At 72.1% G+C, this 20,718-nt stretch carries 19 protein-coding genes; 6 read left to right on the forward strand and 13 right to left on the reverse strand.

The genetic code is table 11. From position 1 onward, the window contains the following. Positions 1–53: 53 nt before the first annotated feature. The 7 genes from Pme01_RS09125 to Pme01_RS09155 all read right to left on the reverse strand — a co-directional run bounded on the left by Pme01_RS09125 (position 54) and on the right by Pme01_RS09155 (position 9,107). The gene (locus tag Pme01_RS09125; protein ID WP_168114059.1) at positions 54–956 is read right to left on the reverse strand and encodes a hydroxymethylglutaryl-CoA lyase; all 903 of its coding nucleotides are present in this window, start codon (positions 954–956) and stop codon (positions 54–56) included. 80 nt (positions 957–1,036) lie between these two features. After that, on the reverse strand, positions 1,037–2,371 hold the full coding sequence (locus tag Pme01_RS09130) for an acetyl-CoA carboxylase biotin carboxylase subunit (protein ID WP_168113624.1): 1,335 nt from the start codon (positions 2,369–2,371) through the stop codon (positions 1,037–1,039). A 94-nt stretch (positions 2,372–2,465) separates the two neighbouring features. Continuing rightward, entirely contained in the window at positions 2,466–3,095 is a 630-nt protein-coding gene (locus Pme01_RS09135) for a TetR/AcrR family transcriptional regulator (protein WP_168113625.1), read from the reverse strand. A gap of 41 nt (positions 3,096–3,136) precedes the next feature. Further along, entirely contained in the window at positions 3,137–6,001 is a 2,865-nt protein-coding gene (locus Pme01_RS09140; RefSeq protein WP_168113626.1) for a hypothetical protein, read from the reverse strand. Further along, the gene (locus Pme01_RS09145) at positions 6,001–7,776 is read right to left on the reverse strand and encodes an HSP90 family protein (RefSeq protein ID WP_168113627.1); all 1,776 of its coding nucleotides are present in this window, start codon (positions 7,774–7,776) and stop codon (positions 6,001–6,003) included. Before Pme01_RS09145 ends, Pme01_RS09140 begins: the two co-directional genes overlap by 1 nt. A gap of 157 nt (positions 7,777–7,933) precedes the next feature. Beyond that, on the reverse strand, positions 7,934–8,836 hold the full coding sequence (locus Pme01_RS09150) for a sulfurtransferase (protein WP_168113628.1): 903 nt from the start codon (positions 8,834–8,836) through the stop codon (positions 7,934–7,936). Between the two features lie 40 nt (positions 8,837–8,876). Further along, the gene (locus Pme01_RS09155; protein ID WP_168113629.1) at positions 8,877–9,107 is read right to left on the reverse strand and encodes a GntR family transcriptional regulator; all 231 of its coding nucleotides are present in this window, start codon (positions 9,105–9,107) and stop codon (positions 8,877–8,879) included. A gap of 244 nt (positions 9,108–9,351) precedes the next feature. Between Pme01_RS09155 and Pme01_RS09160 the strand changes: the two genes are divergently transcribed. Continuing rightward, positions 9,352–9,615, forward strand: a complete 264-nt coding sequence (locus Pme01_RS09160) for a hypothetical protein (RefSeq protein ID WP_168113630.1) — start codon at positions 9,352–9,354, stop codon at positions 9,613–9,615. 58 nt (positions 9,616–9,673) lie between these two features. Here Pme01_RS09160 and Pme01_RS09165 read toward each other — a convergent pair whose 3' ends face one another. From Pme01_RS09165 to Pme01_RS09175, 3 genes are all read right to left on the reverse strand, one after another. After that, complete coding sequence (locus Pme01_RS09165; RefSeq protein ID WP_168113631.1) at positions 9,674–10,492, reverse strand: SGNH/GDSL hydrolase family protein; 819 nt, start codon at positions 10,490–10,492, stop codon at positions 9,674–9,676. Between the two features lie 151 nt (positions 10,493–10,643). Next, complete coding sequence (locus Pme01_RS09170) at positions 10,644–11,816, reverse strand: TolB family protein (RefSeq protein ID WP_168113632.1); 1,173 nt, start codon at positions 11,814–11,816, stop codon at positions 10,644–10,646. Then, a complete protein-coding gene (locus tag Pme01_RS09175; protein WP_168114060.1) occupies positions 11,813–12,337 on the reverse strand; it encodes a SigE family RNA polymerase sigma factor in 525 nt (174 codons plus the stop codon). The genes Pme01_RS09170 and Pme01_RS09175 overlap by 4 nt, the downstream gene beginning before the upstream one ends. Positions 12,338–12,581: 244 nt before the next feature. Here Pme01_RS09175 and Pme01_RS09180 point away from each other — a divergent pair, with 244 nt between their 5' ends. The 3 genes from Pme01_RS09180 to Pme01_RS09190 all read left to right on the forward strand — a co-directional run bounded on the left by Pme01_RS09180 (position 12,582) and on the right by Pme01_RS09190 (position 15,307). Beyond that, positions 12,582–14,315, forward strand: coding sequence for a proline--tRNA ligase (locus Pme01_RS09180; RefSeq protein WP_168113633.1), 1,734 nt, complete (start codon positions 12,582–12,584; stop codon positions 14,313–14,315). A gap of 45 nt (positions 14,316–14,360) precedes the next feature. Continuing rightward, entirely contained in the window at positions 14,361–14,780 is a 420-nt protein-coding gene (locus tag Pme01_RS09185; protein WP_168114061.1) for a CBS domain-containing protein, read from the forward strand. 110 nt (positions 14,781–14,890) lie between these two features. After that, on the forward strand, positions 14,891–15,307 hold the full coding sequence (locus tag Pme01_RS09190; protein WP_168113634.1) for a SufE family protein: 417 nt from the start codon (positions 14,891–14,893) through the stop codon (positions 15,305–15,307). 34 nt (positions 15,308–15,341) lie between these two features. On the opposite strand, the gene Pme01_RS09195 is transcribed toward Pme01_RS09190, so the two are convergent. Further along, a complete protein-coding gene (locus Pme01_RS09195; RefSeq protein WP_168113635.1) occupies positions 15,342–15,866 on the reverse strand; it encodes a YbaK/EbsC family protein in 525 nt (174 codons plus the stop codon). Positions 15,867–15,943: 77 nt separating this feature from the next. Here Pme01_RS09195 and Pme01_RS09200 point away from each other — a divergent pair, with 77 nt between their 5' ends. Beyond that, complete coding sequence (locus Pme01_RS09200) at positions 15,944–16,150, forward strand: hypothetical protein (protein WP_168113636.1); 207 nt, start codon at positions 15,944–15,946, stop codon at positions 16,148–16,150. Positions 16,151–16,239: 89 nt separating this feature from the next. Next, positions 16,240–16,632 (forward strand): YbaB/EbfC family nucleoid-associated protein, encoded by a 393-nt coding sequence (locus Pme01_RS09205; protein WP_168113637.1) that lies wholly within the window; start codon positions 16,240–16,242, stop codon positions 16,630–16,632. Positions 16,633–16,662: 30 nt separating this feature from the next. On the opposite strand, the gene Pme01_RS09210 is transcribed toward Pme01_RS09205, so the two are convergent. Continuing rightward, positions 16,663–18,636, reverse strand: a complete 1,974-nt coding sequence (locus Pme01_RS09210) for a hypothetical protein (RefSeq protein ID WP_168113638.1) — start codon at positions 18,634–18,636, stop codon at positions 16,663–16,665. Between the two features lie 130 nt (positions 18,637–18,766). Then, positions 18,767–20,692 (reverse strand): hypothetical protein, encoded by a 1,926-nt coding sequence (locus Pme01_RS09215; RefSeq protein ID WP_168113639.1) that lies wholly within the window; start codon positions 20,690–20,692, stop codon positions 18,767–18,769. Between the last annotated feature and the right edge of the window lie 26 nt (positions 20,693–20,718).

Genomic DNA, 20,718 nt, shown 5'->3' on the forward strand with positions numbered 1-20,718 from the left:
CAATACGAATTGTCCCCAGGACGGGTGGATCAGCGTGCTGGCGGTCGATGGGATCAGCGCGCGAGCGGCAACCTGGGTCCGGCCCGCAGCACGCCGGAGGGCAGCTCCCGGCCCACGATCTCCTGGGCCATGCGGGCGACGTCCAGCAGCGCGCTCAGGTCGATACCGGTGTCGATGCCCATGTCGTGCAGCATGTGCACGACCTCCTCGGTCGCGACGTTGCCGCTGGCCCCGGGGGCGTACGGGCAGCCGCCGAGCCCGCCCACGCTCGCGTCGAACTCGGTCACGCCGAGTTGGAGCGCCGTGTAGACGTTGGCCAGCGCGGTGCCGCGCGTGTTGTGGAAATGCAGCAGCATCGGCAGGTCGGGGTGCTTCTCGCGGACCCGGGAGACGACAGCGGCCACCCGCGGCGGCGTCGCCATGCCGGTGGTGTCGCCGAAGGCGATCCGGTCGGCGCCGTCGGCTACGACCCGGTCGACGATCGCTGCCACCCGGGCCGGCTCCACGTCACCCTCGTACGGGCAGCCGAAGCTGGTGGCGATGATGACCTCGACGCGCGCGCCCGCCGCGTGCAGCGAATCGATCAGCACCGCGATGTCGTCCAGGGAGTCCGCGGTGGACCGGTTGAGGTTGCGCCGGTTGTGGGTGTCGGAGGCGGAGACCACGACCTCGATCTCGGTGAAGCCGGCGTCGAGGGCGCGCTGCGCACCGCGGCTGTTGGGGATGAGCGCGGAGTAGCGCACGCCGTCTTCCTTGGTGGCCGACTTCCACACCTCGTCGGCGTCGGCCATCTGCGGGATCGCCTTGGGGTGCACGAAGCTGACCGCCTCGATGCGCCCGACGCCCGTCCGGGACAGCGCGTCCAGCAGCCGTACCTTGGCCTCGGTCGGCACGGGCGCCTCGTTCTGCAGCCCGTCCCGCGGCCCGACCTCACGGATCGACACGGCGCTCGGCATGGCGGACATCTGGCTCCTCCTCATCTCCAGTCGATGCTGCCGCCTGCCGGCGGGGCAAGCCTCCGGGGGCCGGCAGACGCCTACGAACGCATCCGGGCGATGATGCCGGTGTCGTAGTCGCCGCCGGTGAACTCCGGGTTGTCCAGCAGTTCGGCGAAGAAGGGCAGGTTGCACTTCGGGCCGGCGATCTCGAACCCGGCGACGGCGGCGCGAGCGCGGGCGAGCGCCGACGGACGGTCCGGCCCCCACACGACCAGCTTCGCCATCAGCGAGTCGTAGAACGGCGTGACGGTCGTGCCGGCCGCGTACCCGCTGTCGACACGTACCCCCTCGCCGGTCGGCTCGTTCCACACGGTGATCGCCCCCGGACCGGGCAGGAACCGCTTCGGGTCCTCCGCGTTGATCCGCAGTTCGATCGCGTGCCCGTTGGGGGCCAGGTCGCCGAATGTCGGGGGCAGGCCGGACGCGACCCGCAACTGCTCCTCCACCAGGTCGACGCCGTAGACGAGCTCGGTAATCGGGTGCTCGACCTGCAGCCGCGTGTTCATCTCCAGGAAGAAGAACTCACCGGTCGACGGGTCCAGCAGGCACTCGACGGTACCGGCGTTGCGGTAGCCGACCGCCTCACCTGCGCGTACCGCCGCGGCGAGCAGGCGGTCCCGCAGCGAGGGCGACACCGCCGGCGACGGGGTCTCCTCCGCCACCTTCTGGTTGCGGCGCTGCACCGAGCACTCCCGCTCGCCGAGCGCGACGACCCGGCCGTCGGCCAGGCCCAGGATCTGCACCTCGACGTGGCGTACCCGGGGGAAGTACCGCTCCAGCAGCACCGACCCGTCGCCGAACATCCGCTCGGCGAAGGCGCGCACCTTCTCGTACTCGGTGCGCAGCGCCGCCTCGTCGTTCGCCACCCCCATGCCCATGCCGCCACCACCGGCGGCGGCCTTGACCATGATCGGGTATCCGATCCGAGCGGCGGCCGCGGCCGCCTCCTCGACGCTGGCCGCGGGGTCGGTGGTCCCCGGCGCGACCGGCACCCCCGCCGCCGCCATCAGATTCCGGGCATTGATCTTGTCGCCCATCGCCGTGATCGCGTCGGCGCCGGGTCCGACCCACACCAGTCCGTTGGATTCGACGGTACGGGCGAAGTCGGCGTTCTCGGACAGGAAGCCGTAGCCGGGGTGGATCGCCTCGGCCCCGGTCGCCTTGGCAGCGGCGAGGACGGCCTCGACACTGCGGTAGGACTGCAACGGGTTGGCCGGGCCGAGCAGCACCGCCTCGTCGGCCTCGGCGACGAACGGCAGGTCCGCGTCGGCCTCGGAGTACACCGCGATCGTGCGGACGCCCAACCGCTTCGCCGTACGGATGACGCGGCGGGCTATCTCACCCCGGTTGGCGACGAGAAGCGACCCGATCACTTGTGGCCTCCTGTGTACTCAACTCACCCACAGCCGCCTGTGGACAAACCTGTGGATCAACGCCGCCCGCCTGTGGACAGCGCTGGTCGGTCGTTCACCGGTAAGCCTTGCCCACCTCGGCCGACCTGTCACCCTGGAGCGCGGCCAACGTCGCGGCCCGCAACAGGTCCGCCCGGCGCTGCCGGTCGACCTCGCCGCCGAGGAACGGCGTGGAGTTCATCAGGCCGAAGGCGGCGTGGGCGAGGACCCGCGCCTCGTTCGGCGACAACTCGGGGCGCAGCCCCGTCAGGGTGCTCACCCACTCCTCGACGTAGAGGCGCTGCAGCCGCCGGATCTGGCGGCGCGACTCGTCCGGCAGCCGGTCCAGTTCGTGCAACTGGAGCGCGATGACGGCCGGGTTGGCCAGGGCGAAGTCGACGTGGAACTCGACCAGGGCGGCGAGGGCGTCCCCCGGACTGGCCCCGTGCGCACCGGTACGCTCGCGCCCGCCGGCCAGCAGTTTCTCGCTCACCGGGATCAGTGCCGCGACCAGCATCGCTTCCTTGCCGGCGAAGTGGTGGTAGAGCGCCGGGCCGGTGACACCGGCGGCCGCGCCGATGTCGTCCATGGAGACGCCGTGGTAGCCGCGGGTGGCGAAGAGCCCGACGGCAATCTCCAGGATCTCGTCCCGGCGTGAGCGGCGCCGCGCCGGCGTCGCGGGAGCTACCTGCTGATCGGCGGTCATGCGTGAAGCCTAACGGTTGTCGCAACCTAACTGAACGATCGTTAGGCCTCGTCCAGGCCGTACTCCTCGCGCAGCGCCGCCGCCTCGGCACCGCGGTCGAGCGCCTCGAGTACCCCGGCCAGCAGCCACGCGGCGTTCTGCCGCACCGGCCAGTCCCGGGGCGCGGTGCCGAGGACCGCGCGCAGCACAGGCTCCGCCTCGGCCGGCCGGTCACAGCGGAATAGCAGCTCGGCGTGGAGAACGTCGGCCTGCAGCGCCTCACCGAACGCCCCGATCGACCGGAACCCCGTACCGGAGGCGGCCGCCCGGTCCAGCGCCGCGTCGAACCGCTCGGCGGCGATGAGTACGCGCGCGCCGTCGAAGGCGAGCATCGCCCGCTCCCAGGTGGCGGCCGGCTCGTCGGTCGGCAACCCCTCCGCCCTGGTTTCGGCGGACTCCAGCGCCGCCACCGCCTCGTCCAACCGGTCGGCCCAGCGCAGCGCGAGCGCCGCCCAGCGGCGGGCCCGTACCTCGTCCAGGGTCAGGCCGGCGTCCCGGTACCCGTCGGCGGCCGTGCCGAAGCGGACGGCCGCGGCGGCATCCCGGTCCCGGTGGTACAGGATGTGCCCGGCCTCCTCGTGCATCTGCGACCGGCCGGCCAGGTTGTCGTACCCGTCGAGGTTCGTCACGAGCTGATCGAGCTGCGCCAAGGCCTCGTCGGGCTGGTCGAGGTCGCGGTAGACGGCCGCCAACAGGTACCGGCACCTGTCGGCGGCGTCCCGGGCGCCGAGCCGCTCCAGTACGGGCAGCGCCTCCTCGGCGGCCTCCGCCGCGTCCAGCGCCTGGCCACAGCCCTGGTACGCGGCCGCGAGGTCGTACCGGGCGAACGCCGCGGTGGCCTCGTCACCGGCCGCCGCGAACCCGGCCACCGTCTCGACCAGCGGCTCGACCGCGCGGCGGGGATCGCCGGCGGCCAGCAGTGCCCGCCCCCGACCGTGCTGGCCGGCCAGGATCACCTCGTCGTCGGTCGAGCGCCCCACCACCGTGCCGAACGTCTCCGCCGCCGCGGCGTACTCGCCGAGTTCGGCCTGCGCGTGCGCGCGCAGCAGCCAGGCGATCGCGGCGACCGGCGGATCACCGGCCGCGCCGAAGCACTCCAGCGCGGTGGTGGCCGACTCGGCCGCCTCCGGTACCCGCCCGAGGGTGAGCAGGAACTGGGCCCGGCGCATCGCCACCTCGGCGGCGAGCAGTGCGTCACCGGCGATCGTGGGCGCCTGCCCGGCGGCCCGCTCCACCGCCGCCAGCCCCTCGGCCGGCCGGTCGCCCAGGCCGAGCACGTACGCCAGGCGCAGCTCGGCGCCGACCCGGCGCTCGACATCACCCAGCTCCATCAGCCGGCGGTTGGCCTCCTCGACCATGGCGAGGCCCTCGTCGTACCGGTCGGAGCCGCAGAGCAGCGCGCCCAGGCGGCTCATCGTCACCTGCCGGCGGACCTCGTCGCCGACCTGCGCGTACCCGTCCGCCGCCTCCCACCAGGCGCGCTCGGCCTCGGCGTGCCGGTCGGCGGACGCGGCCAGCATCCCCCGCCCGTCGGCCCGCCGCGCGGCGACCAGCGGCGACAGCGCGTCGGCCGGGTACCGCTGGTCGAAGTGGCGCCAGACCGCCCCCGCCGCCGCGGTGCGGTGCTCGCGGAAGAACCGCTCGGCGAGGTCGAGCAGGCCGGCCGGGTCGTCGGGGTAGTCGGCCGGGTCCACCGCCGGAGCGTCCGGCTGGGGCGCCGGTACCGGCGTCATCCGCCGGCGGCGGCCGTCGACGTCCGACAGCGGCAGGTACTCCACCAGCGGCTCGGCGGCCAGCATCTCCGCCACCCGCTGACCCTGCCAGCCGGTGCCATTGCGGGCGTCGAAGCGGGCGGCGAGCTCACGGGCCTGGTCCGCCAGCTCGCCGGCGAGCCTGAGTACGGGCACGTCGGCGGCCTCGCGGCCGGCGGTGGCGGGGCGGTGCACGGTCAGGCCGCCGCGGCCGGATGCCGCGAGCCCGTCGAGGACGCGGGCCGCCGCGGCACTGAACCGCATCGTGGCCCAGGGCGACGGCGAGCGGTCCAGCCAGCCCAGGTGCCGCTGGACGATCTCCAGCCCGCGCGCGACGTTGCCGGTCCACGCGCAGAACATGAGGTGCTCGGCGATATATCCCAGGTCCGCCAGGTTGCCCCGCATCAGGCGGTATCCCCGGCGGTGCGCGTCGGCCGCCTCGGCCAGCCGGCCGGTGCGCAGGTAGGGCAGCAACAGGTCGGTCAGGATGCTCTGCGGCTGCTCGTGGCAGGACAGCTGCCCGGTCAGGAGCGGCGCGGCCAGCGCGACGGCCTCCTCGTCGGTGCCGTACTGGATCAGGTGCAGGGCCTTCGCGCCCGGGTCGCAACCGGGGCAGTCGGAGTTCTCGTCCCGGGGCGCGGCGTTCCAGCGCTCGTACCACTCGCGGGCGCCGTCCGCGTCGCCGACGTGGTACGCGAGCCCCCAGCGCTGCCGGTACACCGCGTGCAGGCTGTGCCCGCCGGCCTGGTAGCGCCGCTGCATGTCGTCGACGACCGCGTACGTCCGCTCCAGCGGCACCTCGGGGAACTTCGTCAGCGCGTTGATCACGTACTTGAAGTGCCACAGCAGCAGGCGCTCGTCCTCGCGGCTGCGGCTGGCCGGGTCCCGGTCGTACTCGGCCAGGCACCAGGAGAACGTCACGAACGCCTTCGCCGGCTCCCCGCCGTAGGTGTAGGCGTTCGTGGCCATCATGCGCGCGGCGAATCGCAGCCGGTCGGAGCCGGCGGCGTCGGCGTGCTGGACGACCTGCTCGACCAGGGCGATCTGGCCCGCGCCGTACGGCACGCCACGGGCCTCGACCAGCAGGTGCCACAGGTCGTCCTCGGTGTAACCCATCAGCGGTCCTTGTCCGGAACGGCCTGGTTGAGCAGGCCGAGGAGCGAACTGTTCAGCAGCGCCGCGTCGACGGGCCGGATCGGGTGGTACCCGAGCAGCAGCGCCTGCCCGTACAGCGCCTCGACCGCGAGCCTGATCAGCGCGGGGTCGTCGAGGGCGGTCACCCGGCGCACGATCGGGTTGCGGTAGTTGAGGACGAGCTGCGGCCGGTCGTCGGTGGTCGTGCGCGCCAGCGCGTCGAGCACCCCGGCCCACACCTCGTCGACCTGTTCCCGGGTGCTGCGAAGCTGCTCGTTGAAGGCGGCGGCCCGGTTGACCAGGTAGAGGGCGGGCAGGGCGATCGGCTCGTACGCCCGCAGCACGACCTCGCACCCCAGCCGGTCGACCGCCCGCTGCGCCTCGGTGAGCACCGGCCGCAGTGCCAGCTCGACGTCCCCGTCGAGGACGTCGAAGCGGGTGGTCAGGTCGCTGGGTTCGAGGCGCTCGATCAGCGCCGAGCGTTCGATGCCCGGCAGCCGTTCGATGATCTCGGTCTCGTACACGTACCCGCCGTTGACCAGGGGCAGGTCCTGCGCCGCGGCCACCGACGCGAGCTGCCGGAACTCCTCGACCTTGACGGTGTACCGGACCAGGCCGTACCGCTCGCGGAACTCCGCGAGCGTCATCCGGCCGACGTTGGTCTCCATCGGCCACCACGCGTCGACCAGGCGAAGCATCTCGTCGTCGTGCAGGGCGAGGGCCTTGACCCCGACGTGGTGGATGGCGAGGAACTCGGCGAGCCGGCCCGGGTGGGTGGCGGCCAGTCCGACCAGCCATCCGCGCAACCGCTCCCCCAGCGCCTCGCGGGTCGCCTCCAGCAGGCTGTCGGAGTACAGGGCCTCCCGGCTCGCGGTCGGCTTGAGCTCGCTCGTGTCGACCACGCACCGGGCGAAGAACGCCCAGTCGGGCAGCAGCCCCTCCGCCCCCTCGGAGAGCAGCATCCGCTTGAGGTAGACCCGGTGGCCGGCCCGTGCGGTCGGGTTGGCCGGCTGGGGCAGCACGAACGCGACGCCGGTCAGACCGGCCTCGGGCACGCTCAGGTCGATCACGTCGAACGGTGTGAAACCGAAGACGCTCCGCGCGTACTCGAAAAGGGCTTCCCGGCGCTCGGGGCCGGAGGAAGCCCAGGGCAGCCGGTCCTCGGCGGTCCGGACCGGCCCGCTCGGGGTGGCCACGGTGACGTCGATCGGCAGCAGCGAACCGTACAGGCGGGCCAACTCGACGACGGTCGGGGCGGCGAGCAACGGCTCGGCACCGCGGCGGGGCAGCAGCGTGACCGTGGTGCCGGTCTCCGCCCGGTCCGCCGGCTCGACCGAGTACCGCCCGTCGGCGTACCCGGTCCAGCGCACCGCGGACGCGCCGGCGGCGCGGGTCTCCACCCGGATCTCGTCGGCGACGAGGAAGCAGGAGAGCAGGCCGATGCCGAACTGGCCGAGGAACTCGTGGCGGGCGAAGCCGAGATCGTCGCGCTTGGAGCTGCGACCGATCGTGGCGAGCAGCTCGTGGACCTGCGCCTCGGTCAGCCCGATCCCGGTGTCACTGACCCGCAGCGTCCCGTCGCCGGTGACCTCGGGTGGCTCGATGAGGACGCGGCCGGGCTCACGTGAGTGCCGGGCCGTGATCGCGTCCGCCGCGTTCTGCAGCAGTTCCCGTACGTACACCCGCGGGCTGCCGTACAGGTGATGGCTGAGCAGGTCGACCACGCCCCGAAGGTCGACCTGGAAGGTCCGGTCCACGTCTGGCTGCTCCCGATCACACTTGTCGAGCGCTCACCGTACCGGTGCCGGCCCACCGTCGAGGTCCCTTGGATCGTGACAACTTCGCCGAAGTCGTGGCCTCAGTACCGTGCCGAGGCCACGACTTCGGTGTCAGTTGTGTCGATCAGGAACGCGATCAGGAACCGAGCTTGCCCGGCTCGGCGCCCCTGGCGATCGGCGCCCGGACCAGGTTGCCCCACTCCGTCCACGAGCCGTCGTAGTTGCGCACCCGCGGGTACCCGAGCAGGTGCGTCAGCACGAACCAGGTGTGCGAGGAGCGCTCACCGATCCTGCAGTACGCGACGATGTCGTCGTCGCTGTTCAGGCCCAGCTCGTCGGCGTAGATGCGCTGCAGCGCGTCGGCCGGCTTGAACGACCCGTCGTCGTTGGCCGCCTGCTTCCACGGCTTGCTCACCGCGCCCGGGATGTGGCCGCCGCGCAGCGCACCCTCCTGCGGGTAGTCCGGCATGTGCAGCAGCTCGCCGGTGTACTCGCCGGGTGAGCGCACGTCGACCAGCGGACGACCGGCCGTGACGTGGGTCAGCACCTCGTCGCGGAACGCCCGGATCGGGGTGTCGTCGCGCTGCACCACCGGGTAGTCGGTGGGGGTGCGCCGCGGCACGTCCCGGACCAGCTGCCGCCCCTCGGCGACCCACTTCTGCCGGCCGCCGTCGAGGATCCGCACGTCGGCGTGGCCGAACAGGGTGAACACCCACAGCGCGTACGTGGCCCACCAGTTGAAGTTGTCGCCGTAGAACACGATCGTGTCGTCGCGGCTGATGCCCTTGGCCCGGCACAGCTCCGCGAACCCCTCGGCGTCGAGGTAGTCGCGGGTGACCTGGTCATTGAGTTCGGTGTGCCAGTCGACCTTGACAGCGCCCGGGATGTGCCCGGTGTCGTAGAGCAGGACGTCCTCGTCGCTCTCCACCACCACCAGACCCTCGTCATCGAGGTGGTGCGCCAGCCAGGACGTGGTAACCAGTCGCTCCGGATGCGCGTACGCCTGCAGCTCTGGTGCGGAATCGTTAGGTACGGCCATGGCACTTAGTCTCTCATCGGCCCGTCCGGCACCGAGCGGGCTACCGCTCGACGACGAACGTTCCGCGCGCATGGATCGTGACGACCAGTCCGCGATTGCGCAGCTCCGCCACCGCGGCGCGGGCCGTGCCGCGAGCCACGCCGTACTCCCCACGGATCTGGGACTCACTCGGGATCGGCTTGCCGGCCCGAAGCTCTCCGCTCTCGATCCGCGCAGCCAGCAGATCAGCGACCTGCATGTACAGCGGTGTGGGCGAGAGCGGATCAACCATGAGCTGGACGGTAAGCACGTGCTGGACGTTGTCGTCGTGCGGTACGTCCTAGACGTTCTACACGTTCAAGCGTACGGTCGGTCATAGGACGCCAGCGGCCAGTGATCTACCAGCTACCCAAGGGGTGGGGCCCGCCAGCGCTGCGCACGTTGACCGGCATCTTGATCGGAGGGAGCCCCGACCCATGAGCCAACCTATGCGGGCACGCCATTTCACTCCCATAGCGCCACTGCACGACGCACCTTTGGGGCCGTCCGTCAACCGGTCCGATATCGAGGACGCGATCTCCGACGCGCTACGCGGCGTCGTGCTCGGTGGATACGACGAGATCGTGTGCGGGCGACTTGTGCGCCAGCTCGACGTGACCTCGCTCCGGACGCTGGTAAGCATGACCGAGCGCGTACGCACGGCCGGCATGGTCGAGGCGCTCGACCTCGAGAACGCCATCCACGCGCGCACCGACCGCGCCCGGCAGGAGATCCGCGAACTCGAGCATCCCGGCCACTGACCTCACTCGCCCAGAGAGACGGACACCAAGCGAACGGTCCGGCGCGTGTCGCTGACGATCAGGCGTTCCGCTGTCCGTCCTCGGTCGGTGAACCGAGCGGCAGGACCGGCGCCAGTTCCGGGCGCTTGGCCACCACGAGGTCGCCCGACGAGCGCCCCTGCAGCCGGCGCTTGATCCAGGGCGCCAGGTACCGCGCGGCCCAGCGGGCGTCGGCCGCGCGCGCCATCGGCCAGGGCCGGCGCGCCGGCGCCGGCACGTTGTCCAGCCAGGTCGGGTCCGGTACCAGCCCGAGCGCGGTGAGGACGTGGCCGGCGACCCGGCGGTGCCCGACCGTCGACAGGTGCAGGCGGTCCTCGCTCCACATCGCGGTGTTCGCCGCCAGCTCCTCGTCTGCCCACATATCCACGAGGTAGGCGCCCTGCCGCGTGGCGACCTCGATGACCGCGTCGTTGAGGAACGACGTGCGGGGCAGGATGATCCGCTTGCCGGGCAGCCGGCGGGACATGTCCGCGAAGCGGAACAGGATCACGTCGGCCCCGTTGCCGCGCAGCGACGCGACGATCTCCTCGAAGCGGGTGATCAGCGTCGGGCCGTCGAAGTTGCGGCGCAGCGCGTCGTTACCGCCGGCCGCGAAGCTCACCAGGTCGGGCTTCATCGCGAGGGTCGGCGGCAACTGCTCCGAGACCACGCCGTGGAACAGCCGGCCGCGGATGGCCAGGTTGGCGTAGTGGAACTCCTCGCCGCGCGCCACCGCCTCGGCCGCCAGGTGGGCCGCGACCAGGTCGGCCCAGCCCCGGTACCCGTCCCCATTCGGATCCGGGTCGTCCATGCCCTCGGTGAAGCTGTCACCGAGGGCCACGTAACTGCGCCAGGCCATTTCGCATCCCTCCAGTGAGGAATCTTGACAAAAGCTAAGCATCGACGGGAGTGGCCCGGCCGCGGGTGCGATCTACGACACGGCGCGAGGCGACCCGTGACACGGCGCGGGGGCTGGCCGATGCGGCCAGCCCCCGCGCCACGATCACCCGTCACCTGGTCAGCAGCGTCAGGTTCTTCAGTCCGGCTGGCTCGTCGCGCCGGTCCAGCTCGGTGCCGTCCGCGGCGACCAGTAGCAGCTGGTTGTGCTGGTCGCCCTTGACCCGCAGCAGCATGCCTCCGTCGGGCCGGAAGACCACCTGGAGCAGCCCGGTCGTGACCGGCAGCTTCACCTTCTGACCGGTCCGGGTGTCGATCACCGCGTTGCTGTACAGATTCCGGGCCGCGTCACCGGCCGGCATCGAGCCGTCGTTCCATCGCAGAGCGATCCGGCGGCCCTGCCCGGAGACGCTCTCGAGATCGAAGCCGTACGGCGGCTTCCCGTCACCGAGCCCCGGTACCGCGCGCCGGCCGGAGCCGTCCGCGTTCGCCACGAAGATTTTGCCGGCTCCGTCGGCGTACGCGATCGCGGTGTCGTCCGACGACCACGCGAAATGGCAACCGGTGACCTGCTCGGGGAACGGCGTGAACGTGTCGGTGTACACGTCCAGGACGCCCGGGCGGCTGCTCGGCCCGTTGGCGGGCCGGTTCGACGTGTCGCCGATGATCAGGCGGCGATTGTCGGGAGCCCAGACCGGCTCGTTGCACAACCCGTCGACATTGCCCCGGATCATTCTGTCCCGCCCGGTACGCAGGTCGACCAGGTGCAGCCCGCCGTCCTGCGTCACGTAGCTCAGTTGACGCCCGTCGGGCGAGACGTTGGCGTTGAGGTAGGCGGTCTCGGCCGGGAGCGTGGCGAACGCGCTTTCCGGCAGGGCCACGCCGACCAGCCACGACGTCACCGGGGAGGGGTTCGTAGAGTCCGGGCGGTCCACGTAGTACAGCCGGCCGAACGACGTCGCCTGCGATGTCGACGCCCCCGTCGGCGCGGACGAGGTGTCCGGCGTAGGCGTCACCGACGGGGTCGTCGACGGTTCCGGCGACGGGGTGGCGGAGGAACTGGTCGCCGGCTGCTGTGGCAGGCCGGTGTGCTTGGGCAACACCTGGCTGACGCCGGCGGCACTGACCCCGATCAGCGCCACGACCGCCGCTGCCACGGTCACCGCCCGCCGGATCGCGAGCCGCCGCGAGGCGCGCAGGGCACGGTCACGCAGGTCGACGGGGCGTACCGTCTCGGCGAGATCTGCGAGGGCGTCGTGCAACGGCTCTGGAGCGAAGTCGTTCATCGGACGCTCCCCTTCCGGAAGTAGAGGTCGGCGAGGTCCGGGGCGACGGTGCGCAGCCGGGCCAGCGCCTTGGCGGTCTGGGACTTCACGGTGCCGACGGTGACGCCGAGCAGTTCGGCGGCCTCCGCTTCGGTGCGGTCCTCGAAGTAGCGCAGGACCAGTACCGCGCGTTGCTTGTTCGACAGCTTCAACAGCGCCGCGCGCAACGTCAGCCGCAGGTCACTGCGGTCGTGCGGGTCCCGGTCACCGGTCCGCGGCTCCGGTACGTCGCCCGGGAACGCCTCCGCCACGCGCCCGCGCCGCCACCACGAAACCTGCAGGTGGTACATGACCTTCCGGGTGTACGCCTCGGCGTTCCCGGTGGCGTGCAGCCGGCTCCAGGCCCGGTGGGTGCGGGCGAGCGCCGACTGCACAAGATCTTCGGCGAGGTGCTGGTCGCCGGTGAGCAGGTACGCCGAGCGCAGCAGTGCCGCGCTTCGCCCGCGTACGAAGGCGTCGAAATCATCGACGAGGACGTCCATGCTTGCCAGCCTCTGTGGGTGGTCGACGGGGTCGGGTGGCGCCTGCGGACCCTCGGCGATGAGCCGTGGTGTCGTCATAGTTGTCTCCGGGGTGCTTCAGGGGATCCGGGCGCCGGCGAGCCGAGGATCGGTCGGGTTATGTCATCCGAGACGCGCTCCTGCCCCCGCATGGTTGTCGATGGATCTGTCAACCGTCCGACAAACCCGCGCGTGCGGCCCGGACGGGAGGACGTACGCTGCGCGAATGCTGATGCGCATGTCGAGCCTGTTCGTCCGTACCCTCCGCGAGGACCCGGCCGAGGCCGAGGTCCCGAGCCACAAGCTGCTGGTACGCGCCGGCTATGTCCGCCGGTTCGCGCCGGGCGGGTACGCCTGGCTGCCGCTCGGCCAGCGGGTACTCGACCGCGTCGCCGCGGTGGTACGCGAGGAGATGGCCGCGATCGGCGCGCAGGAGGTGTCGTTCCCGTCGCTACTGCCGCAGGAGAACTACGAGACGAGCGGTCGCCTGAGCGCCTTCGGCGACGACGTGTTCCGGCTGCGCGACCGGCGCGGCGCCGGGTACGTGCTCGGCCCGACCCACGAGGAGCTGTTCACGCTGCTCGTACGCGACCTCTACGGCTCGTACCGCGACTACCCGGTGACGCTCTACCAGATCGGCACCAAGTTCCGGGACGAGGCGCGGCCCCGGGGCGGGCTGCTGCGCGGCCGGGAGTTCCTGATGAAGGACGCGTACTCGTTCGACCTCGACGACGAGGGGCTGCGCCGCTCGTACCAGGCGCAGCGGGACGCGTACATCCGGATCTTCAACCGGCTCGGTCTGGACTACACGATCGTGGCGGCGATGTCCGGCTCGATGGGCGGCTCGGTCTCCGAGGAGTTCCTGGCACCGGCCCCCGTCGGTGAGGACACCTTCGTGGGCTGCACCGCCTGCGACTACGCCGCCAACACCGAGGCGGTGACGACGCCGGCGCCGGCGGTCAACGGCGAGCTCACCCACCCGGCGGCGGAGGTCATCGACACGCCGGGTACCCCCACCATCGCGTCGCTTGTGGAGTACGCGAACTCGGTCGGGGCGGGTGGCCGTACCGACTGGACCGCCGCGGACACCCTGAAGAACGTCGTGCTCCGGGTCGGCGACTCGATCCTGGTCGTCGGCGTACCGGGCGACCGCGAGGTGGACCTCAAGCGGGTGTCGGCGGCGCTGCACCCCGCGACGGTGGAGATGTTCGACGACTTCGCCGCGCAGCCCGACCTGGTGCGCGGGTACATCGGCCCGCAGGTGCTGGCCAAGCTCGGCATCCGGTACCTGGTCGACCCGCGGGTGGTACCCGGTACCGCCTGGCTGACCGGCGCGAACGAGGCCGACCGGCACGCGGTGAACGTCGTCTGCGGCCGCGACTTCGTCCCCGACGGCACGATCGAGGCGGCCGACGTACGGGAGGGCGACGCGTGCCCGGCGTGCGGCGACGGCTCACTCACCCTGCGACGCGGTATCGAGATCGGCCACATCTTCCAGCTCGGACGCCGGTTCGCCGACGCGTTCGGCCTGGACGCGTTGGGCCCGGACGGCCAGCCGGTACGGATCACCATGGGCTCGTACGGGGTAGGCGTGTCGCGCGTGGTCGCCGCCATCGCCGAGCAGCACCACGACGAGCGTGGCCTGGCCTGGCCGGAATCGGTCGCGCCGGCCTTCGCGCACGTCGTCGCGACCGGCAAGGGCGAGCAGGGCGAGACGGCGGAGCGGTTGGCGTCGGAGTTGACGGCACGCGGCATCGACGTGCTGCTGGACGACCGGCCTGGGCTGTCCGCGGGCGTACGGTTCGCCGACGCCGAACTGCTCGGCATGCCGGTCGTCGTCGTGGTCGGTCGACGCCTGGCCGACGGTTACGTCGAGGTCCGCTCGCGCATCGACGGTTCCCGCACCGACGTACCCGTCGACGACGTGGTCGAACTGATTGATCGACGACGGCGTGGGTAAATCTCCTCCGAAGACGCCGATCCCCTTCCGGAGGCCTCCATGCCGATGCAGACCGTCGCGGACGTGATGACCGCACGCGTGGTCACCCTGCCCCGCGACACGACCCTGGCCGAAGCCGCCCGCACCATGCGCGAGGAGGACATCGGCGACATCGTGGTGGCCGGCGGTGACGGTACCGCCGGCCTGGTGACCGATCGCGACATCGTGGTACGGGCGGTCGCGGAGGGACGCGACCCGGCCAGCACCACGATCGGCGAGATCCTCACGCAGGATCTCGTGACCGTACGACCGGAAGACACCGTGCAGTCGGCGGCGCTACTGATGCGTGACTACGCGGTCCGGCGGGTGCTGGTATGTGACGAGGAGCAGAACCTGGTGGGCATCGTCTCCATCGGCGACCTGGCCGAGGAGATCGATCCCGAGTCGGTACTCGGCGGCATCAGCCGGGCCGAGCCCAACAACTGAGCCGTGCCAGCCGCCCCGGAGTATTCCTCCGGGGCGGCTGCGTTGACCGCCTGCGGGGTGGTCGTGATCGGAACCCGGCGCTCAGCGCGGATAAGCTTGACGTAATGAACATGCCTACCCGACTCACCGAGATCATCGACGAGTTCGCCTCCGCACCGCGCGACGTGGTGCTGGAGATGCTGCTCGAGTACGTCGACGCCCTGCCCCCACTGCCGCCGGACATGGTCGGCCACGACGGCATGGAGCAGGTGCCCGAGTGTCAGACCGCGTTCTTCCTGCGCGCCGAGGTGAAGTCCGACCGCCGCGTCGAGATGTGGTTCGACTGCCCGCCCGAGGCGCCGACGACCCGCGCCTTCGCCGGCATCCTGGCCGAGGGCCTGGCCGGCGCCAGCGCCGACGAGGTACTGGCGGTCCCCGGCGATCTCTACCAGCGGATGGGCCTGGCCGCCGCGATCAGCCCGCTGCGGGTACGTGGTGGCAGCGCGATCCTGGGCCGGCTCCAGCGACAGGTGCGCGAGCAGTCCTGACGCGTGGTTTCACGTGCAACGGTATTGATCTACCTCACCGCGCGAGATCCTCGATCACCTCGGCCCCGGGTAGCCTGACCAGCGCCGTACCGGGCAGAGCGATCTTGCTGTGCCGCACCCCGCTCCCGATGATCACGTAAGGGGTGGCCGCGACGCGGGCGTCGATCAGGATCGGCCAGTCCGCCGGCAGCCCGATCGGCGTGATCCCGCCGTACTCCATACCCGTCTCCGCCACCGCCACGTCCATCGGCGCGAAGCTCGCCTTACGCACGTCGAGGCGCCGGCGCGCGACGCCGTTCACGTCGGCGCGAGTGGTCGCAAGCACCAGGCACGCGGCGTAGCGCGTCTCGCCCTCCCGCTTGCCCGCCACCACGACACAGTTGGCCGACTCGGCCAGGCCCACCCCGTACGCCTCGCAGAACTCGGCGGTGTCGGCGAGCGCCGGGTCGATCGGCGCGACGAGCACCTCCGGCTCGGTCCAGGTCTCCAGGGCGGCCAGCACCGGGGGCGCCAACAGGTCGGGGCGTTCCCGGGCAGGCTCGGTCTTCAGCGTTCCCATCACCAGCCCATCCTGTCCGCGCCGGTGGCGATGGTCAAAAGCGTGTGCCACGAAAGCGCACGGGGTACGACGTCGCCATGACCGAACCGACAGACGAACGCGTCGAGAGCCGGGCCGCCGATCTGCTCCCCGAGGAGCTGGCGGCCGGTAGTGACGACCCGCGGGCCCAGGCGGCCGCGATCCTCCAGGACTCCGACCGTCGCGAGAACGATCTCGAGGCCGCGCCCGACTCGTTCCTGGAGCACCGCACGTCCGAACAGACCGTCACACCGCCGCTGCCCTGATCGATCGATCGCCCCCAACGCCCCTCCCGATTTCGGTACCGTGACAGGCCGGAGAATTCGTACTGGGGGGGTTGATAGCGGTTATGGCAATGCCATTCAGTACCGCGGGGGACGATGCGGACGCCTGGGTGGACTCCTGGGCGGCGGGCATCTCGGCCCACGCCCGCGCTGCCCAGGAGCTTTCCGAGCGGGTGTCGATGCTGTCGGTGTCGGCGTCCGGCCGGGACGGCGCCGTACGGGTGACGGTCGCCGGCTCCGGGGTGATGACCGACCTGACGCTCGACGACCGGGTGCTGCGCTGGTCGGCCGACGAGATCGCGGCCCAGGTCATGTCGGTGATGCGACGCGCGCAGGGATCGCTGGCGGCGCGGGTGGCGGAGGTCGCCGATGAGACCGTCGGCGCCGACTCCGAGACCGGTCGGGCCGTCGTGGACGGCTTCGCTCGGCGGTTCCCGGCGCTCCAGGAGGGCGAGGACGGCTGACGGGTGCCTGAGCGTCACCGGAGGTGGCGCTCAGGCACCGAGTACGAGGATCCCCACCTTGGAGGGGTACCGGCCGGCGAGGGTCCGGGCGACCTCCACATTGGTCGGCGCCGCCGAGCTGCTGCCCGGCTCCGCCGCGAAGAACCGGGCGTCCGGATCCCGTACCACGAACCGCACGGGTACCGGACTGTCGCGCACCCTCGCCTCCAGGTCGGCCAGGGTCGGCCGGTGCGGCGCGCTCGGCGACAGGAAGACGTACCACGCCTCGCCCACCCGGTAGTTGCGCTGCATCACCGCGGTGAACAGGGTGGCGTAGAAGTTGGCGTACGGCGTCGCGGTCAGCACGACGTCGACCGTGCCGTTCGCGTCCGGGTAATCCCGGACCAGGTTGACGGCCTGGCGGCCACCGGCCGGGGACCCCTTCTCCAACCCGAGCCCGTACCGCAGGCCGGCGCCGGCCAGCGGCTTGGCGTGCCAGGGGCCGCCGAACGCCGCGAGCGCGAACGCGACGACGAGTACGCCGGCCAGCGCGGTGGCGTACCGCCCCGCGCTCGGACGCGCCACGCGCGACCACGGCAGCAGGCGCGCGGTCGTGCCGAGCGCGACCAGGCCCACCACCAGCAGCATGTGCAGCAACTTCTCGAAGTAGTAGACCGAGTGCCCGACCATCGCGTACTGGTACGCCCACAGCGCCACGACCATCCCGGCTGCGACGGCGAGCTCGACGGCGAGGACGCGGCGAGCCGGCGAACGCCACCCGTACCGGGCCGAGATCCCGGCCAGGGCCGCGATCAGGACCAAACACAGGACCGGCCGGTCGACCGGCAGCGCGGTACCCGGGATCAGCAGCTGGTTGCCGGAGCCGGACGGCCGGTTCGCCAGTGGGGTGATCACCACCAGGGGGGCCAGCACGACGGCGACGGCCAGCGTGAAGCGCCAGGGCAGCGCGCGGCGGCGGCGCCAGGCCCACACGGCAGCGACCACCAGCGCGTACGGGAGGTACAGGTGGTACGTGAACGAGACGCCGATCAGCAGCGACGCCACGGTGACCACCTGGTCGCGTACACCGGCCAGCGGGCGCGCCACCACCGCGGTCAGCATCGCGACCAGCGCCAGGCCGAGCAGCTCGTTCGGGAAGCCCCGCAGGAACACGGTGATCAGGTCGCCGAAGTAGAGCACGCCGGCGACGCCGCCCAGCACCGCGAGCAGGGCGGCCGGGGCGGGAGCCGGACCGGCCACCCGGCGCACCGCCCACAGCAGGGCCAGCGCGAGGAAGACGTAGCTGCCGAGGTGGCACCACAGCGCCACGTCCATGGCCGTCACCGCGTCGGCGTTGCGGTCCGACGACCGGACGAACCGGTCCAGCACGGCGTAGAGCAGGTGGGTGCCCTGCGGGTACCCGAAGCCGTAGTCGTCGGGGGCGAAGACCCCGGCGGCGGGGCGGTGCAGGAACGCGTACCCGCCGACCTTGCCGATCATGTCGTAGAGCATGAAGTGCCGGGCGAAGTCCTCGCCGGGCGCGACGATGCCCATCCGGCCGCCGAGGTCGCGCAGGGCGAAGGGCCCGAACGCCAGTACGGCCACCGCGAGCCCGGCCAGCCAGGTGACCACGTCCGCGGCCGGCGGCCGGCGCGGGAGCCGGGGACGGCGGCCGGTCACCAGGGCCAGGACGACCAGCCCGGTGAACGCACAGCCGGCGATCGGCACGGGGTGCAGGTGCCAGGGCCAGACCGAGATCACCAGCCCGGCCGCGCAGAGCGCCCCGAAGAGCTGGGCCGCCGCGAGGACGAACCGGTCGAGGAGGGTACGTCCGGGACGCTGGAGCGACATCAGCCCGACGAGCAGGATCGGCGGCAGCAGCCAGTCGGCGCCGAGCAGATGTGTACCGGCCGGGAGCAGCCAGGAAGCCGCGAACGCGGCGGCCCATCGCCACAGCGGGGTCGACGTCGACGGCCCGACGGGAGGCGGCGTCGTGACCGGACTCTGACTGGTTGTGGTAGACAAGCGCGACCTCGAAACGGTCTCGGCGGGTTTTGCCCTGTGCATGATACGGCCGCCGGGCGCGGGGTCCGAACGGCTGCGTGGCCGGCCACCGACGACAGCCGGACGCGGTACGACGCGGGAGACCAGCGCGCTACGGCGTGGCCGGCAGCGCCACGGCGACGTTCCCGTGGTGGTGGAGCTGCCACCCCGGCGGTACGTGGGCGGCGCAGTCCGGCGGTGGCGGCGCGAAGCAGACGATCGCGTTCACGCTGGTCGACGGCGGGGCTGGCTGGCCGGGTACGGTCGAGGAGAGGTTGACCAGGCGCAGTCCGCGCAGCAGCACCCACATCGGGTACTCGAACCTGGTCCCCGTGGCGGTGTCGTTGTTCACCAGGCCGACCCGCTCCGCGCCGGCGGCCCGTACCGTGCCGGCGGCCCACCGGTAGTCAGCGAGGTACTCCGGCATGCGCGAGAACCGGCTCTGCCACGCTCCGGCATACAGCACCGAGTGTGTTCCGTAGAGCGGGCGGGGCGAGCCGAAGAGGATGGCGTGGACCCCGGTGTACCCGGCGACGACCACGACGAACGCCAGCCCGGCAGCAGCGATGGCTCGTACCCGCCGGGCCAGAGCGTCCGCGGCCAGCCCGGCCAGCGGCGCGGCGACGACCAGCCCGGGCAGCAGCAGCCGGGTCACGTACCACTGCCATCTGATGGTGGCGGCGAACGCGATCGCGACCACGAGGCAGGTGAGCGCATACGGCAACGCCCGGCGACGCACCAGGCAGAAGAGGAGCCCGGCGCCGACGGCGACGGCCTGTACGGGTAGGCCGGAGATGTCCTCGTCGTCGCCCACGTAGGGCGCCGGGTACCCCGCCGCCCGGGTCGTCAGCGGGTCGGTCACGTCCTCGCCCAGGCTGCTGGCGAAACGCCGCACCGCCTGGGCAGCGACGCCGTTCAGGTCCTTGTCTGGGACCATCGTCGCGGTCTGCAGCAGCCGGGCCGCGTTGACCGCGACGGCGGGCGGGTCCTGTCGCCCCATCGCGTGCGCCGCCACCTCGGGCGGCCCGAGCGGGTTCGCGTACGTGACCGCCATCCGGGCCAGGAACGGTCCGGTGATCGCCAGCGCGGCCACGGTGACGGCCAGCCCCGACCCCGCCAGCCTCGCCGCCGCCCGGGACGACCGCACCCGGGCGGCGCGGACCGCGAACCACAGCGCCACCATCAGGCCCGCGACCACCATCCCGGTGGACTTCGTCAGCGTCGCCAGGCCCAGGGCCGCACCGAGCAGCAGCGTGTCCGACGCGCCGGACCGGCTCCAGGCGACGCCGACCGCGAGCGTCGCCGCGCAGGCGCACCAGGCGGCCGCGAGCAGGTCGGTCTGGGTACTCGTGGCCTCCAGCACGACGGCGGGTGCGGTCGCGACAACGAAGGCGGCGGCCAGTTGCCCGAGGCGCCCGGCGCCCAACTGCGCGGCCACCCGCGAAGCGGCCAGGGCGCACAGCAGCCCACCGCCCCACTGGACCAGGTTGTACAGGAGGTCCCCGCCGGTGAGCAGCCGAAGGTGCAGCAGCAGGTACTCGGCGCCCGGCGCGAGCGCCGACTGGAGGAAGAAGTTCGTCGGGTACATGCCGACCGAGCCGTTCGCGGCCCACTGCTCCACCTTGGGCAGGTGGTACGCCTGGGAGTCCCAGTTGTTCGGCTCGGCGGCGAGCGCCACCACCAGGGTTCCGGCGGCGATCAGCGCCAGGCCGGCGACGACGAGCCACTCGACCGTCCCGAGCCGCGCCCACCTGCGCCGCTCCGAGCGGGGCGGGTCGGTCCGGTGCCGGAAAGCGGCCCCGGCGCCCGCGACGGCGAGCCCGGCCAGCCACGCGACGCAGAGCCCGGTACGGGCCAGCGCGCCGACGGCCGACAGCAGTTCGACGGTCATCACGGCGTACGCCCCGACGACCACCCCGGCCCTGACCGCGGCCAGCCGCCAGGCTCCGACGGCCGGCCCTGCCGGGCGGAGCGCGTACCACGCGGCGGCGAGGGTGGCGGCGGGGAGCGCGGCGAGCAGCAGGGCGAGGTGCCGCATGCGATTTCCACTTCCGTCGACAACAC

Origin of the sequence: Planosporangium mesophilum, from assembly GCF_016863255.1 — a bacterium.
GTDB lineage: Bacteria > Actinomycetota > Actinomycetes > Mycobacteriales > Micromonosporaceae > Planosporangium > Planosporangium mesophilum.

Bases quoted from the DNA above. Each gene is read 5' to 3' on its own strand.
- Pme01_RS09125 (WP_168114059.1), bottom strand. From the start codon at position 956: ATGCCGAGCGCCGTGTCGATCCGTGAGGTCGGGCCGCGGGACGGGCTG.
- Pme01_RS09135 (WP_168113625.1), bottom strand. From the start codon at position 3,095: ATGACCGCCGATCAGCAGGTAGCTCCCGCGACGCCGGCGCGGCGCCGC.
- Pme01_RS09140 (WP_168113626.1), bottom strand. From the start codon at position 6,001: ATGGGTTACACCGAGGACGACCTGTGGCACCTGCTGGTCGAGGCCCGT.
- Pme01_RS09150 (WP_168113628.1), bottom strand. From the start codon at position 8,836: ATGGCCGTACCTAACGATTCCGCACCAGAGCTGCAGGCGTACGCGCAT.
- Pme01_RS09155 (WP_168113629.1), bottom strand. From the start codon at position 9,107: ATGGTTGATCCGCTCTCGCCCACACCGCTGTACATGCAGGTCGCTGAT.
- Pme01_RS09165 (WP_168113631.1), bottom strand. From the start codon at position 10,492: ATGGCCTGGCGCAGTTACGTGGCCCTCGGTGACAGCTTCACCGAGGGC.
- Pme01_RS09170 (WP_168113632.1), bottom strand. From the start codon at position 11,816: ATGAACGACTTCGCTCCAGAGCCGTTGCACGACGCCCTCGCAGATCTC.
- Pme01_RS09175 (WP_168114060.1), bottom strand. From the start codon at position 12,337: ATGGACGTCCTCGTCGATGATTTCGACGCCTTCGTACGCGGGCGAAGC.
- Pme01_RS09180 (WP_168113633.1), top strand. From the start codon at position 12,582: ATGCTGATGCGCATGTCGAGCCTGTTCGTCCGTACCCTCCGCGAGGAC.
- Pme01_RS09185 (WP_168114061.1), top strand. From the start codon at position 14,361: ATGCAGACCGTCGCGGACGTGATGACCGCACGCGTGGTCACCCTGCCC.
- Pme01_RS09190 (WP_168113634.1), top strand. From the start codon at position 14,891: ATGCCTACCCGACTCACCGAGATCATCGACGAGTTCGCCTCCGCACCG.
- Pme01_RS09195 (WP_168113635.1), bottom strand. From the start codon at position 15,866: ATGGGAACGCTGAAGACCGAGCCTGCCCGGGAACGCCCCGACCTGTTG.
- Pme01_RS09200 (WP_168113636.1), top strand. From the start codon at position 15,944: ATGACCGAACCGACAGACGAACGCGTCGAGAGCCGGGCCGCCGATCTG.
- Pme01_RS09205 (WP_168113637.1), top strand. From the start codon at position 16,240: ATGCCATTCAGTACCGCGGGGGACGATGCGGACGCCTGGGTGGACTCC.
- Pme01_RS09215 (WP_168113639.1), bottom strand. From the start codon at position 20,692: ATGCGGCACCTCGCCCTGCTGCTCGCCGCGCTCCCCGCCGCCACCCTC.